This is a genomic window from Streptomyces sp. NPDC059743 (assembly GCF_042732975.1).
GTDB lineage: Bacteria > Actinomycetota > Actinomycetes > Streptomycetales > Streptomycetaceae > Streptomyces.
Genome location: NZ_JBHWGS010000007.1, coordinates 344,032 through 360,669, shown reverse-complemented (window position 1 = coordinate 360,669; position 16,638 = coordinate 344,032). Strand labels below are relative to the sequence as shown.

The 16,638-nt window shown below is 69.1% G+C and carries 17 protein-coding genes; 12 read left to right on the top strand and 5 right to left on the bottom strand.

The genetic code is table 11. The features are described 5' to 3' along the window. Positions 1–180: 180 nt before the first annotated feature. Positions 181–597 (top strand): VOC family protein, encoded by a 417-nt coding sequence (locus ACFV6H_RS16045; protein ID WP_385542023.1) that lies wholly within the window; start codon positions 181–183, stop codon positions 595–597. Here the strand turns inward: ACFV6H_RS16045 and ACFV6H_RS16040 are convergent. Together ACFV6H_RS16040 and ACFV6H_RS16035 are read right to left on the bottom strand one after the other, a co-directional pair. Continuing rightward, entirely contained in the window at positions 537–1,277 is a 741-nt protein-coding gene (locus ACFV6H_RS16040; protein ID WP_385542021.1) for a helix-turn-helix domain-containing protein, read from the bottom strand. The genes ACFV6H_RS16045 and ACFV6H_RS16040 overlap by 61 nt on opposite strands. Positions 1,278–1,330: 53 nt before the next feature. Next, positions 1,331–2,515, bottom strand: coding sequence for a YihY/virulence factor BrkB family protein (locus tag ACFV6H_RS16035; RefSeq protein ID WP_384787216.1), 1,185 nt, complete (start codon positions 2,513–2,515; stop codon positions 1,331–1,333). 17 nt (positions 2,516–2,532) lie between these two features. Here ACFV6H_RS16035 and ACFV6H_RS16030 point away from each other — a divergent pair, with 17 nt between their 5' ends. The 3 genes from ACFV6H_RS16030 to ACFV6H_RS16020 all read left to right on the top strand — a co-directional run bounded on the left by ACFV6H_RS16030 (position 2,533) and on the right by ACFV6H_RS16020 (position 6,502). After that, on the top strand, positions 2,533–4,221 hold the full coding sequence (locus tag ACFV6H_RS16030) for an acyl-CoA dehydrogenase family protein (RefSeq protein WP_385542018.1): 1,689 nt from the start codon (positions 2,533–2,535) through the stop codon (positions 4,219–4,221). Between the two features lie 336 nt (positions 4,222–4,557). Further along, a complete protein-coding gene (locus ACFV6H_RS16025; protein WP_385542138.1) occupies positions 4,558–5,811 on the top strand; it encodes a GAF domain-containing protein in 1,254 nt (417 codons plus the stop codon). A gap of 124 nt (positions 5,812–5,935) precedes the next feature. Then, a complete protein-coding gene (locus ACFV6H_RS16020; RefSeq protein ID WP_385542016.1) occupies positions 5,936–6,502 on the top strand; it encodes a GNAT family N-acetyltransferase in 567 nt (188 codons plus the stop codon). Between the two features lie 6 nt (positions 6,503–6,508). On the opposite strand, the gene ACFV6H_RS16015 is transcribed toward ACFV6H_RS16020, so the two are convergent. The 3 genes from ACFV6H_RS16015 to ACFV6H_RS16005 all read right to left on the bottom strand — a co-directional run bounded on the left by ACFV6H_RS16015 (position 6,509) and on the right by ACFV6H_RS16005 (position 8,843). Further along, positions 6,509–7,696 carry a methyltransferase domain-containing protein gene (locus ACFV6H_RS16015; RefSeq protein ID WP_385542014.1) on the bottom strand — a complete coding sequence of 396 codons (1,188 nt, stop codon included), beginning with the start codon at positions 7,694–7,696 and terminating at the stop codon, positions 6,509–6,511. After that, the gene (locus tag ACFV6H_RS16010; protein WP_385542012.1) at positions 7,693–8,394 is read right to left on the bottom strand and encodes an ATP-dependent carboxylate-amine ligase; all 702 of its coding nucleotides are present in this window, start codon (positions 8,392–8,394) and stop codon (positions 7,693–7,695) included. Before ACFV6H_RS16010 ends, ACFV6H_RS16015 begins: the two co-directional genes overlap by 4 nt. A 254-nt stretch (positions 8,395–8,648) precedes the next feature. After that, positions 8,649–8,843: a hypothetical protein gene (locus ACFV6H_RS16005; protein WP_385542010.1), complete on the bottom strand. Its 195-nt coding sequence runs from the start codon at positions 8,841–8,843 to the stop codon at positions 8,649–8,651. A gap of 678 nt (positions 8,844–9,521) precedes the next feature. Between ACFV6H_RS16005 and ACFV6H_RS16000 the strand changes: the two genes are divergently transcribed. From ACFV6H_RS16000 to ACFV6H_RS15965, 8 genes are all read left to right on the top strand, one after another. Next, positions 9,522–9,605, top strand: a complete 84-nt coding sequence (locus ACFV6H_RS16000; RefSeq protein WP_342671247.1) for a putative leader peptide — start codon at positions 9,522–9,524, stop codon at positions 9,603–9,605. 115 nt (positions 9,606–9,720) lie between these two features. Further along, complete coding sequence (locus ACFV6H_RS15995) at positions 9,721–11,418, top strand: nitrite/sulfite reductase (protein ID WP_385542135.1); 1,698 nt, start codon at positions 9,721–9,723, stop codon at positions 11,416–11,418. Positions 11,419–11,455: 37 nt separating this feature from the next. Continuing rightward, the gene (locus ACFV6H_RS15990; protein ID WP_385542008.1) at positions 11,456–11,632 is read left to right on the top strand and encodes a hypothetical protein; all 177 of its coding nucleotides are present in this window, start codon (positions 11,456–11,458) and stop codon (positions 11,630–11,632) included. Next, a complete protein-coding gene (locus tag ACFV6H_RS15985; RefSeq protein WP_385542006.1) occupies positions 11,629–12,339 on the top strand; it encodes a phosphoadenylyl-sulfate reductase in 711 nt (236 codons plus the stop codon). Before ACFV6H_RS15990 ends, ACFV6H_RS15985 begins: the two co-directional genes overlap by 4 nt. Before the next feature lie 29 nt (positions 12,340–12,368). Next, positions 12,369–12,914 (top strand): adenylyl-sulfate kinase, encoded by a 546-nt coding sequence (gene cysC / locus ACFV6H_RS15980; protein ID WP_385542004.1) that lies wholly within the window; start codon positions 12,369–12,371, stop codon positions 12,912–12,914. Further along, entirely contained in the window at positions 12,911–13,849 is a 939-nt protein-coding gene (cysD, locus tag ACFV6H_RS15975) for a sulfate adenylyltransferase subunit CysD (RefSeq protein WP_384981181.1), read from the top strand. Before cysC ends, cysD begins: the two co-directional genes overlap by 4 nt. A 2-nt stretch (positions 13,850–13,851) precedes the next feature. Beyond that, positions 13,852–15,252 carry a sulfate adenylyltransferase subunit 1 gene (locus ACFV6H_RS15970; protein WP_385542001.1) on the top strand — a complete coding sequence of 467 codons (1,401 nt, stop codon included), beginning with the start codon at positions 13,852–13,854 and terminating at the stop codon, positions 15,250–15,252. Between the two features lie 266 nt (positions 15,253–15,518). Further along, entirely contained in the window at positions 15,519–16,634 is a 1,116-nt protein-coding gene (locus ACFV6H_RS15965; protein ID WP_385541999.1) for an aliphatic sulfonate ABC transporter substrate-binding protein, read from the top strand. The last annotated feature ends 4 nt before the right edge of the window (positions 16,635–16,638 follow it).

Below are 16,638 nucleotides of genomic sequence, written 5' to 3'. Positions count from 1 at the left end.
CCAATCCTTTTTTACCCCTGGTTTGGTGGGTTGTTTTTTTTTTATAAGACACTGGTTTTATTTTTTTTTATCATCCCCCCCACCCGGGCGGGGCGGCCCCCGGGGGGCGCGCCCCGTCGCGCTTCCCGGACGTCCGATTCATTCAAGACCGGCTCCGGCACCCGCTCCTAGCGTGGACGTATGACTCCTACGCCTGCATCTACGCCTGTTCCACGACTCGACGCGATCGGCCTGGTCGTCTCCGACATGGCCGCCTCGCTCGCCTTCTACCGCGCGCTCGGCGTGCCCGTACCCGCCGATGCCGACACCGCGCCGCACGCCGAGGCCACTCTGCCCGGTGGCGCGCGCATTCTCTGGGACACGGAGGAGACCGTACGTTCCTACGATCCCGGCTGGACCCGGCCGCAGGGCGGTGGACGGATCGGGCTCGCCTTCCTCTGCGCGAGCCCGGCCGAGGTGGACGCCGCGTACGAGTCCCTGGTCGCGGCCGGGTACCGAGGGCATCTGAAGCCCTGGGACGCCGTGTGGGGCCAGCGTTACGCGGTGGTCCTGGACCCGGACGGCTGCGAGGTCTCGCTGTTCGCCAGCGCCGCGTAGGCGCCGAGCGTGAGCCCGGCCAGATCGCGTGTCTCCCGGGCGAGATGCGCCTGGTCGGCACAGCCCGCGGCGAGCGCGGCCTCGGCGTACGGCTCACCTGCCCGTACGAGCGCCAGCGCGCGCTGGAGCCGCAGCACCCGGGCCAGCGTCTTGGGCCCGTAGCCGAAGGCGTCCAGGGAGCGGCGGTGGAGCTGACGGGCGCCGAGGCCGACGGCGTCGGCGGTCGCCGCGACCGTACGCCCGGCGTTCAGCCCGTCGACGACCGCCCGCAGCAGTGGATCGGGCGGCCCGACGGCCGCGGCCCGCCGCAGCGCCACGGCCTCCAGCGCGTCCGCCGGGTCCTCGGCGGACGCGAGCCGCCCGGTGAGCCCGCGCACCTCGGCCGACGGCCAGAGATCGGCCAGCTCCACGCGCCGGTCGCGCAGCTCGTGCGCCGGTACGCCGAGGAGCGCGGGCGCGGTCCCGGGCGCGAAGCGCACTCCGGCGCAGTACAGCCCGTCGATGCCCTCGGGCGCGTAGGCGTGCGTGTCGGGTCCCGCGACCAGCAGTCTGTCCCCGATCCACAGCAGATCCATACAGCCGTCGGGCAGCACGGGGTACGGCGTGGATCCCTTGTCCACCGTCACAGTCCGCGTCCAGACGAACGCGCCGTCGAGCCGCGACGCCCGTTCCTCGTACATGCCGACGAGGCTAAACCCTCCCGGCCGGTACGGCCGCTCGGACCCGGCAGACCCTAACTCCCCTGGCCGCCCCGGCCCTTGTCCCGGTTCTCCCGGTTGCCGTCCCATCCCGCGTGCAGCCGCGCCTTCACCCGGGCCTTCACATCGTCCGGCGGCAGGAACCTCGACCATCTCTCCGGGAACTCCGAGGGCATGCCCGGATCGGTTCCGTCGTCGTCCTCGATCGCGCCCCGGGCCTCCGCGGCGGCTGCGGCGCGGGCCACCAGTTCCGCCGCGTGGGCCGCGCGCAGACGTTCGTTGGAGGCGCGCGCCGCCGCCGTGGCGACCGACGGCCAGACCCGGTCGACCGCCGCGTTGACCGCCGCGCCCACCAGGACCGCGAACGCGGAGACACCGATCCAGAGCAGTACGGCGATGGGCGCGGCCAGCGAGCCGTAGATGGTCGGGCCCTCGACCGTGCTGGTCAGATAGATCCGGAGCAGAAAGCTGCCCAACACCCACATCGCCAGCGCCACCAGGGCGCCCGGCGCGTCCTCCATCCAGCGGCGGGACCTGGCCGGGACCGATACGTGGTAGAGCGTGGTGAGAAAGGCGATGGAGAGCAATATGACCACCGGCCAGTACAGGACGCTCACAACCGCCGTGCCCCAGGGGACGAGTTCGACCACCCGGTCAGGGCCGACCACCGCCAGCGGCAGCACCACCGCACCGATCAGCAGCGCCACCAGGAAGAGCAGAAAGGCGAGCAGCCGGGTCGCGACGATGCCGCGCCGGCCGTCGAGTCCGTACATCACCGTGATGGTGTCGACGAAGACATTGACCGCCCGGGAGCCCGACCAGAGCGCGATCGCGAAACCGAGCGAGATCACATCGGGACGTCCGCCCTTGGTGATGTCCTCCAGCAGCGGTTTGGCGATCTGGTTGACGCCGCGGTCCGAGAGCACCGTGCCGACCGCGCCGAGGATGTTCTTCTCGATCGAGGCGACGGTGGCGGTGCTGGTCCAGTCGTCCACGTAGCCGAGCAGCCCGATGAGACCGAGCAGCAGCGGCGGCAGCGAGAGCAGCGTGAAGAACGCGGCCTCGGCCGCGAGGCCCAGCACGCGGTACTCGATGCACGAGTTGACGGTGTCCTTCAGCAGCAGCCAGGCCATCCGCCGCATGGATACGTTGCGGTAGAGGACTCGGGCCCGGTGGAGTCGACCCGCCGGCCGCTCGGGTGTTTCTTTTGCTGCCTGCACCTCCTTACCGTATCGGCATGGCAGCCACCACCCACACAGTGACCAATCAGGTTCCGCCCCTGGTCGGGTACGACGTCTTCAACGCCGACCGGGCCCTTGCGGAGGGCGTGGAGAGGCACAGCGCACCCGCTCTGCTGGACGTGACCCGTACGGAGCTGACGGCGCTCGGCCGCACCGCCGGATCCGCGGCGGCCCAGGAGTGGGGAGCGCAGGCCAACGAGTTTCCGCCGAAGCTCCGCACGCATGACCGTTACGGCAACCGGATCGACGAGGTCGGCTTCCATCCGGCCTGGCATCAGGTGCTGGGACAGGCCGTCTCCGCCGGACTGACCGACGCCTGGGGCAGACCGGGCGGGCATCTGCGCCGTGCGGCCGGCTTCTTCGTCTGGACACAGGTGGAGGCCGGGAACGGCTGTCCGGTGTCGATGACCCATGCCGCGGTGCCCGCGCTGCGCGTCGAACCGGATCTCGCGGCCGAGTGGGAGCCGAGGCTGACGTCCCACCGCTACGAGCCCGGGCTGCGGCCGGCCGCGGAGAAGGCCGGCGCGCTCTTCGGGATGGGCATGACCGAGAAGCAGGGCGGCAGCGACGTACGCGCCAATACGACGAGCGCGCGACCGCTGGACACGGAGGGCGAGTATCTGCTCACCGGGCACAAGTGGTTCTGCTCGGCGCCGATGTGCGACGGTTTTCTCGTACTGGCCCAGGCGCCCGGCGGGCTGACATGTTTCCTGGTGCCTCGGGTCCTGGACGACGGGACGCGCAATGTGTTCCTGATCCAGCGCCTCAAGGACAAGCTGGGCAACCGGTCCAACGCGTCGGCCGAGGTCGAGTTCGACGGGACCTGGGCGCGCAGGGTCGGCGAGGAGGGCCGCGGCGTGCGCACCATCATCGAGATGGTCGCGGCGACCCGGCTCGACTGTGTGCTCGGATCGGCCGCGCTGATGCGGCAGTCCGTGGCACAGGCGGTCCATCACGCCACGTACCGCAGCGCGTTCGGCGGTGAGCTGATCGACAAGCCGCTGATGCGGAACGTACTGGCCGATCTGGCGCTGGAGTCGGAGGCGGCGACGACGCTGGCGCTGCGGCTGGCGTCGGCGTACGACGTGATCCAGAGCGCCGGGAGCGGCGACGGCGGTGGCACCGGCGATGGCACCGGCGGCGACGCGGACCATGAGCGGGCGTTTCTGCGGCTCGCGGTGCCCGCCGCCAAGTACTGGGTGACCAAGCGGTGTACGCCGGTGGCCGGCGAGGCCCTGGAGTGCCTGGGCGGCAACGGCTATGTGGAGGAGTCCGGTATGCCGCGGCTGCTGCGCGAGTCGCCGCTGAACTCGATCTGGGAGGGCTCCGGGAACGTACAGGCGCTGGATGTGCTGCGGGCCCTCCAGCGGGAGCCGGAGGCGCTGAACGCCTTCCTCCAGGAGGTGGGCCGGGCGCGCGGCGCCGACCACCGGCTCGATGCCGCGATCAAGGACCTGCTGACCGAGCTGGCGGATCTGACCGGGATCGAGGCCCGTGCCCGCCGGCTGGTGGAGCGGCTGGCGCTGGTGCTCCAGGGCTCGCTGCTGGTGCGCTGGGCGCCGCCGGAGGTGGCGGACGCGTTCTGTGCCTCGCGGCTGGGCGGAGACTGGGGCTCGGCCTTCGGCACACTGCCGCACACGCTCGATCTGGCGTCGGTGGTGGACCGGGCGCGGCCTGTCGGCTGAACGTACGGGCGTAAGGGGGGCCAGGATTGGCGCGAGGAAAGCAGGAGGTGGTGCTGCGCCGACACGGCACCACCTCCGGCTCGTACTCACCTTCTTGTACGCGTCTGCCGCTCGCCAGAGTTGCAAGCCGTTGCAGAAGAACCGATTTGGCGCCACCGGTGGCTGGGGAGCCCGATGACGAACATTCCGCTCAGCGACACACCACTCATCAGCAACGCACCGCTCGGAACCGGGCCACTCAGGAACAGGCCGCTCGGTGAGACACCGCTCAGGAACGGGCCGCTCGGGAACGGGCCATTCGGGAACGGGCCGCTCGATCTGGCGCGGCTCACCGCCATGGACAGCGGGCAGGGCGCGCGTCTGCTCCACGAGATCCGGGACGCCGTCCTCGCGGGCGAACCGCCGCCGGTCGCTCCGCGGCCCGTGATCGACGCGTCCTGGCGGCGGATGTTCCGGATGGGCGCCGATCCGGAGCGCCATGACTGCGGTGCGCTGCTGGAGCAGGACGAACTGGAGCACCGCCGGCGCACCTCCGCCCTGGGCGAGGTGCTGCGTACGCTCGTCGGCTCTCTCAGCGAGATCATCGAGCCCTCGCTCCAGATCATGGTCGTCACCGACGACGAGGGACGGGTGCTGTGGCGCAGAGGCAGCCTCGGCGGGCTGCGGCAGTCGAACGGGATCCACCTCGAAGAGGGCGCGGCCTGGTCCGAGCACTCCACGGGGACCAATGCCATCGGTACGGCGCTGGCGGCGCGCCGGCCGGTACGGGTCCACTCGGCCGAGCACTTCGCGCAGACGCTGCACACCTGGACCTGCGCGGCCTCGCCCGTACACGATCCGAGGGACGGCCGGCTGCTGGGCGTGGTGGATGTGAGCGGCCCGGCAACCAGCTTCCATCCGATGACGCTGGCGCTCGTCAGCTCGATCGCCCGGCTCGCGGAGAGCGAGCTGCGCGAGCGGCACGGCCGGACCATCGAGCGGTTACGTTCGGTGGCCGCGCCGATCATGTGCCGGCTGGGCGGTGCCCGTGCCGTGGCGGTGGATGTGCACGGCTGGACGGCGGCCGTCACGGGCATGGCGCCGGTGGACCGGCTGCCGCTGCCGAAGTCCTTCCGGGCGGGCCGGGTGCTGCTGCCCTCGCTGGGCATGTGCACGGTCGAACCGCTGCCCGGCGGCTGGCTGGTGCGGGTGGACGAGAAACGGCCGCAGGCGGAGACCCCGAGCCGGGTCGTACTGGATCTGAGCCGGCCCCGGCGCCCGTCGGTCGCGGTCTCCGGTTCGACGGGAAGCTGGACCCAGGAGCTGACTCCGCGCCATGCCGAGCTGCTCTATCTGCTGGCCGTGCACCGGGATGGCCGGAGCGCGGCGGAACTGGCCGCCGATGTCTTCGGCGACCCGACCCGTACGGTGACGGTACGGGCGGAGATCTCACGGGTCCGGCGCCATCTGTCGGGCGTGCTGGCGCACCGGCCGTACCGTTTCAGCGAGGGGATCGAGGTGACGGTGGTACAGCCGGAGGACCCGCTGGATCTGCTGCCGCACTCACACGCACCGGCGGTACTGAACGCCAGACACCCACCGGGCGCATGAGGGACGGGTGGCTGGGCGGGGTGGCCTGTGGCGTCCGTACGACTGACCAGGCGCGGGGACGGGGGCGGGCGCCGTCACGGGGGCGGCTCCCAGCACATTCCAGGCGCGTGATTCGCTGGCTCGTATGAGCATCACTGTGACCACCTGGTCCCTGGAGCAGACCTCGCCCGCCGATCTGCGGCCCGCCGCCGAGCCCGCGGGCGAGGTACGGATCGTACGGGCCGAGATCCCTTCGCCGGAGTTCAGCCGGTTCCTCTACACGGCCGTGGGCGGAGATGTCCGCTGGACCGACCGGCTGACGCTCCCGTACACGAGCTGGCAGGAGCTCCTCTCCCGGCCGGGCGTCGAGACCTGGGTCGCGTACGAGCAGGGCACTCCGGCCGGCTACATCGAGCTGGAGGCACAGCCGGAGGGGGTGGTCGAGATCGCGTACTTCGGACTGATCCCGGCCTTCCGCGGCCGGCGCATCGGCGGCCATCTGCTCTCGTACGGAGTGGCCAGGGCCTGGGACCTCGCCGACCGCTGGCCGGACGCCGAGCCGACCAAACGCGTCTGGCTGCACACCTGCTCCAAGGACGGCCCGTACGCCATGGACAACTATCTGCGCCGCGGCTTCACACTCTTCGACACCAAAACCACCGAAGAACCCAAAACCCCGCCCCCGGGCCCCTGGCCGAACGCCCACGCGTAGCCCCTTCTACAGCCCCCAGCGCAGGACTCGGCCGTCGGGTGTCACGTAGCTCACCGTCTGCTGTTCCGGCGTGGCCGTGACGGTGAACCACTCACGTCGTGGCCTGTGAAGACCGAGCCAGTGCTGATATGCCTCCTCGATGGGCGTCCAGAGGTCCCGGGGCCCGGAGCCGAAGACCGTGGCCGTTCCGGCGCCGTGTCCCGGCTCCCGGTCCGTGACACGGGTGAGGGAGCCGTCCACCGGGTCGTACAGCGTTGTCACATGCCTGCCATCGGTCTCCGATCGATAGGCACGCACGGTGGTGGCCGTCATATGCATCTGGGCGAAGAACGAAAAGGTCCAGTCGTCGAGAACGCTCCCTGACAGAACCGAGTCCCGATGTGTTCCGTCTGCGGGCTCGGGGATCTTCGAGTCCATTTCCGGGCCGGAGAGGAGGGGCATAAAAGCAGCCGGGGTGTGCATGAGCCGACCGGCGGCCGTCCCGTCCGGAAGCTTCTGAAGCCGGGCGATCATGCCACCGGCGAGAGTTCCCTTGAGCGGTACGACCATGAGCCCGCCAGACGCGCACTGATCGATCCAGGTCCACGGGACACGTCGCACGGAACAGGTCGCGACAATGCGGTCGAAGGGCTCTTCGCCGGGGGCGCCTTCGGCTCCGTCTCCGCATCTGACCGCCGGGAACAGACCCAATGCCGCGAGCCGGTCCCTGGCGACGCTCGTGAGGCGTTCCGAGCGGTCCACTGTCGTCACGGCTTCCGGTCCCGCCAGTACACACAGCAATGCCGCGTTGTACCCAGTCCCTGTTCCGATCTCCAGCACACGGGCGCCCGGGCTCACATCGAGGGCATCGAGCATGTCGGCCATGAGACCCGGCGCGGTGGAGGACGAGGTCGGTACTCCGGCGACGCCGTCCGCTCCGGCATCCTCCGCGTGTACGCCGTCGACCTCGGTGACGAGCGAGTCGTCCCCGTACACCTGAGCCAGCCAGGCACCGGCCTCCGGCCCGCTACCGCGCCACGGAGTGAACCGCTCACCATCCCGGCGGTAGAACACCGGCACAAAGGGATGGCGCGGCACATTCACAAACGCCTCGGCCAGTCGGGCCGACAACACAACACTTCCCCGCTCCATGGACCGCACCAGCCCGATGCGCGCTTCCAGAAGGCGCTGCGCGTCCTCCAAGAGACCGGTCATTCCTTCCCTTCCAGATAGTCGGCGACAGCGCCAGTAATGGGCAGGCCGGTTGCCACTTCGATGAATCCATACTGCCCGGACGGATTGACCTCCAGAAAGACCCACTCACCGTTCGGTGTCACAACGAAATCGAATGCCCCATACGGCAGCCCCAGTCGATTCAGCATCCGCCATACTCCGTCGGACACGTCGGCCGGCTGCTTGCACACTCGGTAGACATGGCTCTCGTAATCGCTGCGCCAGTCCACATACCCTCGCTCCGAATCCGTATGGATCTCGGCCGAGAATATCTCTTGCCCGATCGCGGTCAGCCGCACTTCGTGCGCCTTGGGCACCCACTCTTGAAACAAATGGGCGGTGGTCGCGATATCTGGATGCGAGATGTCACGGGGATCCACGATGCTGGTGTACACAGCGGCCGTGCGCCCTTCCACCACGCCGCGTACAGGGTGGAACGGCTTGTACACCAACCGGCCCACGTCATCGGCGAAGCGCTGTGCGGCGGCTGGATCATTGGTGATCAGAGTGCGAGGTACGGCCAGGCCCGACTCGGCCGCGATCCGGAGCTGAAGCGGCTTGTACTCCGCGTCGACCGCAGGGCCTGGCGGGGACAGCCACCGGCATGGAAGCGCGGCCAGAAGTCCACCAAAACCAAGGCGCGCTTCGCGCTCGGCGACCTTGCGCGCTTCCGCCGACATACCTGCCGGGGGCTGAGGTCGGGCGGGACGGCGGTAGTACACAGAGCGGACACTCTCCAGGCGGAGAGTCCGGCGTCCGTTGCTGACCGTGCCAGGCGTCCCCGGTGAGACCGGCCGCCAGGACCAGCCCTACCGGGAACTCCGATACGTCGGCCCGGAATCGGGCACAGCACGCCGGTTCAGCTCCTCGACCGCCAGATCCGCAGTCGGATCGAACCGGCCCGCGAGCACGAGAACTGTTCCGGCATCGGTCATCAGTCGTCGCTCGGTCCCGGGTCGTCCTTGGCGTCCGTCCGCTCGGGCGTGGTCGCTGTCGCCTGGGTCGTGTAGTAGGTCATCGGCGGGTTCTTCGTCATGAAGACGCCCGGAGGCAGATGGTCATAGGTGCTGGTCTGAGTCTCTTCGTCGTACTCGACGTCGCCCGCCAGAACACCTCCAGAGCTGCGCACAGGGCTGAGAAACCGAAAAGCGAACGGGACCGGCCCATGGTCACCGGTCAGATCCGGCGCGATCACAGTCACCTCCTCGGCCAATGGGAATCGGCTCTCCTGCCGCAGCAGAGGCACAGCGGCCTCAGCGTGTTCCGCAAGCGTTCCTGTGGGCATCGTTCCCTCCCTCTCGTCGACGATGATTACCATCCTTCCCCAAAAGGGCGCCCGGAGTGCACTCTTGGTTCGTCACCAATATCTGTGGGAGACGGCGAGTTGAGCGAAAGAGGGTTCGATGCGATGGGACTGAACAACGAGGACGACAGTTTCGCGCCACGAACTGTCGCTTCGGCAACTCTCCGAACAAGCGGACGGGTACTCGCACAGTTATCTTGGGCACATGGAGTTGGGGTCCAACTCCCCTGGATTCCAGAATGAGACGGAAACGGCTCTTCGCAGCAGAGAAGCCGCCATTCTATTGGGCAATCATGGATGAACCCGCACTTAAGTGACCGACATCTTCCGTGGTAGGTCGCCGTCCGGAACACACAGAGCTTCCCGGCGCCTGACCCCTCGCCCGCCGCGAGCAAACCCCCGCGGCCCGTGACTGGGGACACATCGTCTCGGGATGTGGGACTGTGGCGTCCAGGATGTGGAAGGTGGTGGACTGGCCGGAGATGTGCGTGACACGCTTCCGTCATGTCTAGAGCTGGAATAGCCTTGGTGAGTCGGCGGCACGTCGATCTCGGCCGTCTGTCCAGCGCCATCTGTCCGGCGGGCTGAGAGTCCCAGCGACCGCCGCGATCCCCTCTTGTGTTCCTGCCGCGCACCGACGCGCCTCCGCGTGAGTGTGCGGCTCCGAGCCGCCCTCCTGCATGTCTCGAAGGACGTACCCGCCATGGCCGCCATCCCGGAAAAGCCGTCCACCGCCACGCGCCGCCGCAAGGTGAGCCGTCACCGCGGCGAAGGGCAGTGGGCCGTGGGTCACTTCACTCCGCTCAACGGCAATGAGCAGTTCAAGAAGGACGACGACGGTCTCAACGTACGGACACGTATTGAGACGATCTACTCCAAGGCTGGCTTCGACTCGATCGACCCGAACGATCTGCGTGGACGGATGCGCTGGTGGGGGCTGTACACCCAGCGCAAGCCCGGGATCGACGGCGGGAAGACCGCGATCCTGGAGCCGGAGGAGCTGGACGACGAGTACTTCATGATGCGGGTGCGCATCGACGGCGGGCGGCTGACCACCGAGCAGTTGCGGGTGATCGGGCAGATCTCGCAGGAGTTCGCGCGCGGCACCGCCGACATCACCGACCGGCAGAACGTCCAGTACCACTGGATCCGGATCGAGGACGTGCCGGAGATCTGGCGGCGGCTCGAGGCGGTCGGTCTCTCCACGACCGAGGCCTGCGGTGACACACCGCGTGTGATCCTCGGTTCACCGGTCGCCGGGATCGCCGAGGACGAGATCATCGACGGCACTCCTGCGGTCGACGAGATCCACCGCAGGATCGTCGGGAATCCCGACTTCTCCAATCTGCCGCGCAAGTTCAAGTCGGCGATCTCCGGATCGCCGCTGCTCGATGTGGCGCACGAGATCAACGACATCTCGTTCGTGGGAGTGAACCATCCCGAGCACGGCCCCGGTTTCGATCTCTGGGTGGGCGGCGGGCTCTCCACCAATCCCAAGATCGGCCAGCGTCTCGGCGCCTGGGTGCCGCTGGACGAGGTGCCCGATGTCTACACCGGTGTCATCTCGATCTTCCGTGACTACGGCTACCGCCGGCTGCGCACCCGCGCCCGGCTGAAGTTCCTGGTCGCCGACTGGGGTACGGAGAAGTTCCGGCAGGTGCTGGAGGACGAGTACCTCAAGCGCAAACTGGTCGACGGCCCGGCACCTGAGCAGCCCGTACAGCGCTGGCGCGACCATGTCGGTGTGCACCGCCAGCGCGACGGCCGCTTCTATGTCGGCTTCGCGCCGCGTGTCGGACGGGTGGACGGCGCCACGCTGACGAAGATCGCCGAGCTGGCCGAGGCGCACGGCTCGGGCCGGCTCCGTACGACCGTCGAGCAGAAGATGATCGTCCTCGATGTGACCGAGGACCGGATCGACTCGCTGGTGGCCGGTCTCGAAGCGCTGGATCTGCGGGTCAAGCCGTCGCCGTTCCGGCGCGGCACGATGGCCTGCACGGGCATCGAGTTCTGCAAGCTGGCGATCGTCGAGACCAAGCAGCGCGGTGCGACGCTGATCGACGAACTGGAGCGCCGTATCCCGGACTTCGACCAGCCGATCACCATCAACATCAACGGCTGCCCGAACGCCTGCGCCCGTATCCAGGTCGCCGACATCGGTCTCAAGGGCCAGCTCGTACTGGACAAGGACGGCGAGCAGGTCGAGGGCTTCCAGGTGCATCTGGGCGGCGCGCTGGGCCTGGAGGCGGGCTTCGGCCGCAAGGTGCGCGGGCTGAAGGTCACCTCCGACGAGCTGCCCGACTACATCGAGCGGGTGCTCGGCCGCTTCCAGAAGGAGCGCGAGGAGGGCGAGCGCTTCGCCACCTGGGCGGCGCGCGCCAGCGAGGAGGCGCTGTCATGAGCGCACACTCACGAGCCGTTGTGGGAACGGAGGCGCCATGAGCGAGCGCGCCGCTCCCTTCTACTGCCCCTACTGCGGCGACGAGGATCTGCGTCCCAGCGAGCAGGGCCATGGCGCCTGGGAATGCGCGGCATGCAATCGGGCCTTCCAGCTGAAGTTCCTCGGGCTGCTCGCCCGTGGGCTCCAGCGCGGTGACGAAGGGGACAAGACATGACGACACCATCGGCACTGACGGAGACCGGCGATCCGAAGGCGCTCGCCGAACGGGCGGGCCGCGAGCTGGAGGACGCGTCGGCGCCGGAGATTCTGCGCTGGGCCACGGAGACATTCGGGAAACGTTTCTGCGTCACCTCCTCGATGGAGGACGCGGTGGTCGCCCATCTCGCCTCCCGGGTGCGGCCCGGCGTCGATGTGGTCTTCCTCGACACCGGCTACCACTTCCCCGAGACCATCGGTACGCGGGACGCGGTGGACGCCGTGATGGACGTCCGTCTCATCACGCTCACGCCTCGGCAGAGCGTCGCGGAGCAGGACGCCGAGTACGGTCCGAAGCTGCACGACCGCGATCCCGACCTCTGCTGCGCCCTGCGCAAGGTCAAGCCGCTCGAAGAGGGCCTGACCGGCTATGACGCCTGGGCCACCGGGCTGCGCCGCGACGAGTCCCCGACCCGGGCGAACACACCGGTCGTCGGCTGGGACGAGAGGCGCGGCAAGGTCAAGGTCTCCCCGATCGCCCGCTGGACGCAGGACGACGTGGACGCGTACGTCGCCGAGCACGGCGTTCTCACCAATCCGCTGCTGACGGACGGTTACGCCTCCGTCGGCTGCGCGCCCTGCACCCGCCGGGTGCTGGAGGGCGAGGACGCGCGCGCCGGACGCTGGGCCGGCCGGGCCAAGACCGAATGTGGGCTGCACGGATGACGGACCGTCAGGACCTTCAGGAGGGGCGAGTGAGCGCGACGGAGCGTGGCGCCACCGTCTGGCTCACCGGGCTGCCGAGCGCGGGCAAGACGACGATCGCGTACGAGCTGGCCGGCCGGCTCCGTACCGAGGGCCACCGGGTCGAGGTGCTCGACGGCGACGAGATCCGGGAGTTCCTCTCCGCGGGGCTCGGCTTCAGCCGCGAGGACCGGCACACCAATGTTCAGCGGATCGGCTTTGTCGCCGAACTGCTCGCGTCCCAGGGCGTCAAGGCGCTGGTGCCGGTGATCGCACCGTACGCGGACAGCCGCGAGGCGGTGCGCAAGCGCCATCAGACCGAGGGCACCGGCTATCTGGAGGTGCATGTGGCCGCGCCGGTCGAGGTGTGCTCCGTACGGGATGTGAAAGGGCTGTACGCCAAGCAGGCGGCGGGCGAGCTCCTCGGGCTCACCGGCGTCGACGACCCGTACGAGGCCCCCGCGTCACCGGATCTGCGGATCGACTCGCACGCCCAGTCCGTCGAGGAGTCCGCCGCCGCGCTCCACGCGCTGCTCATCGAGAGAGGTCTCGCGTGACCACGACCGTCGCGGCCGTCGCCGGAGGCACGGACGCCCCGTACGCGCTGAGCCATCTCGACGCCCTGGAGTCCGAGGCGGTCCATATCTTCCGTGAGGTGGCGGGAGAGTTCGAGCGGCCGGTGATCCTCTTCTCCGGCGGCAAGGACTCGATCGTCATGCTGCATCTGGCGCTGAAGGCGTTCGCGCCCGCGCCGGTGCCGTTCTCGCTGCTGCATGTGGACACCGGGCACAACTTTCCCGAGGTGCTGGAGTACCGGGACCGTGTGGTGGCCGCACATGGGCTGCGGCTCCATGTGGCCTCCGTACAGGACTACATTGACCGCGGTGTGCTGCGGGACCGCCCCGACGGCACGCGCAATCCGCTCCAGACCGTGCCGCTGACGGAGAAGATCCAGGCCGAGCGGTTCGACGCGGTCTTCGGCGGCGGCCGGCGCGACGAGGAGAAGGCGCGCGCCAAGGAGCGGGTGTTCTCGCTGCGCGACGAGTTCTCCCAGTGGGATCCGCGCCGACAGCGGCCCGAGCTGTGGCAGCTCTACAACGGCCGGCACGCGCCCGGTGAGCATGTCCGGGTCTTCCCGATCTCCAACTGGACCGAGCTGGACGTCTGGCAGTACATCGCCCGCGAGGAGATCGAACTCCCGGAGATCTACTTCGCGCACGAGCGTGAGGTCTTCAAGCGCTCCGGCATGTGGCTGACCGCCGGTGAGTGGGGCGGGCCCAAGGAGTCCGAGACCGTCGAGCGGCGCCAGGTGCGCTACCGCACGGTCGGCGACATGTCCTGCACGGGCGCGGTCGACTCGGACGCCACCACGCTGGACGCGGTGATCGCCGAGATCGCCGCCTCCCGGCTGACCGAGCGCGGCGCGACCCGCGCCGACGACAAGCTGTCCGAGGCCGCCATGGAAGACCGCAAGCGCGAAGGGTACTTCTAGCCATGACGAGCACCACCGGGCCCGCCCAGCCGTCCGCGTCGGACGCGTCCGACGAGTTCGCCGGCTTCGCCGAGCGGCTCTCCGCGACCACGCTGCTGCGCTTCGCCACCGCCGGCTCCGTCGACGACGGCAAGTCCACACTGGTGGGCCGGCTGCTGCACGACTCCAAGTCGGTGCTGACCGACCAGTTGGAGGCCGTCGAGCACGCCTCCCGCAGCCGTGGCCAGGACGCTCCCGATCTGGCGCTGCTCACCGACGGACTGCGCGCCGAGCGCGAGCAGGGCATCACGATCGATGTCGCCTACCGCTACTTCGCCACGCCCAGGCGGCGGTTCATCCTCGCGGACACGCCCGGGCATGTGCAGTACACCAGGAACATGGTGACGGGCGCCTCCACCGCGGAGCTGGCCGTCGTCCTCGTGGACGCCCGCAACGGTGTGGTCGAGCAGACCCGCCGTCATGCCGCGGTGGCCGCGCTGCTGCGCGTTCCTCATGTGGTGCTCGCGGTCAACAAGATGGATCTGGCCGGATACGCGGAGCCCGTGTTCGCCGCCATCGCCGAGGAGTTCACCGCGTACGCGGCCTCGCTCGGTGTACGGGAGATCACGGCGATCCCGATCTCGGCGCTGGCCGGTGACAATGTCGTGGAGCCGTCCGCACACATGGACTGGTACGGCGGCCCGACGGTGCTGGAGCATCTGGAGACCGTGCCCGTCAGCAGTGATCTGGCGAGCAGCCCGGCGCGCTTCCCGGTGCAGTATGTGATCCGCCCGCAGACCGCCGAGCATCCCGACTACCGCGGCTACGCGGGCCAGATCGCCTCCGGAGTGCTGCGGGTGGGCGAGGCCGTGACCGTACTGCCGTCGGGCCGTACGAGCACCATCGAGGGCATCGACGCGCTCGGCGAGAGCGTGGACATCGCCTGGGCGCCGCAGTCGGTGACCGTACGGCTCGCCGACGACATCGACATCTCGCGCGGCGATCTGATCGCGCCGAGCACCGGCGCGCCCGCGACGACGCGGGACGTGACGGCGACCGTCTGCCATGTCGCCGACGCGCCGCTGGTGGTGGGCCAGCGGGTGCTGCTGAAGCACACCACCCGTACGGTCAAGGCGATCGTGAAGGACATCCCGTCGCGGCTGACGCTGGACGATCTCTCCCAGCACCCGGATCCCGGGAAGCTCGTGGCCAATGACATCGGCCGGGTCAGGGTCCGTACGGCCGAGCCGCTCGCGCTCGACGCCTACGCGGACTCCCGTGGCACCGGCTCGTTTCTGCTGATCGACCCGGCGGACGGTACGACGCTGACCGCCGGCATGGCGGGCGACGCGTTCACCGAAGGCGCCGCCGGAACCGCCGCAGCCGCGGCCATGGCCTCCGACGACGAGGGCTGGGACTTCTGATGGTGATGGACATGTACGCGACCTTCGCGAAGGAGGGCGGCCGAGTCGGCAGCGGCGCCCTCGGCGCGGGTACGGGCGGCGTGGCGCGATGTGCGTGATGACGTACGCGCACCGCTCGCGCGCCCGCACCCCCCACCCGCCGTACCCGTACCCGTATCTCCCGCACCACCCGAACCCCCCGCACCGCCGAAGACCTGTCGACTTCCCGGTCCCGCCCCCGTACTCCGGAAGGGCGTGAGCACCGGCCAACGAGAGGAAAACCTCCCGTGCCAGCCTCCCGCTCCCTCGCGCGCCGCCGTCTCGCCGCCGTCGCCACCGCACTGCCGCTGCTCACCGTCGCACTCACCTCCTGCGGCTACGGCTCCGACTCGGACAAGGCCTCCGACAAGGCCGCTCCCGCCGCCACGGGCAAGGCTCTCTCGGCCGACACGGTGAAGATCGGCTACTTCCCGAACCTGACCCATGCCACGGCTCTTGTCGGCATCCAGGAAGGTCTCTTCCAGAAGGAGCTGGGCGGTACGAAGGTGGCGCCCTCCACCTTCAACGCGGGCCCCTCCGAGATCGAGGCCCTCAACGCCGGCAGCATCGACATCGGCTTCATCGGCCCGTCGCCCGCCATCAACGGCTACACCCAGACGGGCGGCAAGAGCCTGCGCATCATCGGCGGTTCGGCCTCCGGCGGTGTGAAGCTCGTGGTCAATCCCGCGAAGATCAAGACCTTGGACGACATCAAGGGCAAGAAGATCGCCACGCCGCAGCTCGGCAACACCCAGGATGTGGCCTTCCTCAACTGGATCTCCGAGAAGGGCTGGAAGGTCGACGCCCAGTCCGGCAAGGGCGATGTGTCCGTCGTCCGTACGGACAACAAGATCACGCCGGACGCCTACAAGGCGGGCTCCATCGACGGCGCGTGGGTGCCCGAGCCGACCGCGTCCAAGCTGGTCGCCGAGGGCGCCAAGGAGCTGCTGAACGAGTCCGATCTGTGGCCGGACAAGAAGTTCGTGATCACGAACATCATCGTGTCGCAGAAGTTCCTCGGCGAGCACCCGGACGTGGTCGAGGCCGTGCTCCGTGCCTCGGTGAAGACGAACGAGTGGATCAACGCCAATGACGCCCAGGCCAAGGCGTCCGCCAACGAGGCGCTGAAGACGCTCTCCGGCAAGGCGCTGCCGCCGGAGGTGCTCGACCCGGCGTGGGAGTCGATCGAGATCATCAACGACCCGCTGGCCGCCACGCTCCAGGCGGAGGCCGACCACGCGGTCAAGGCCGGTCTGCTGGAGAAGCCCGATCTGGCCGGTATCTACGATCTGCGGCCACTGAACAAGGTGCTCACCGCCGCCGGTGAGCCCGAGGTCTCCGACGCCGGCCTCGGCGTCAAGTAACCGC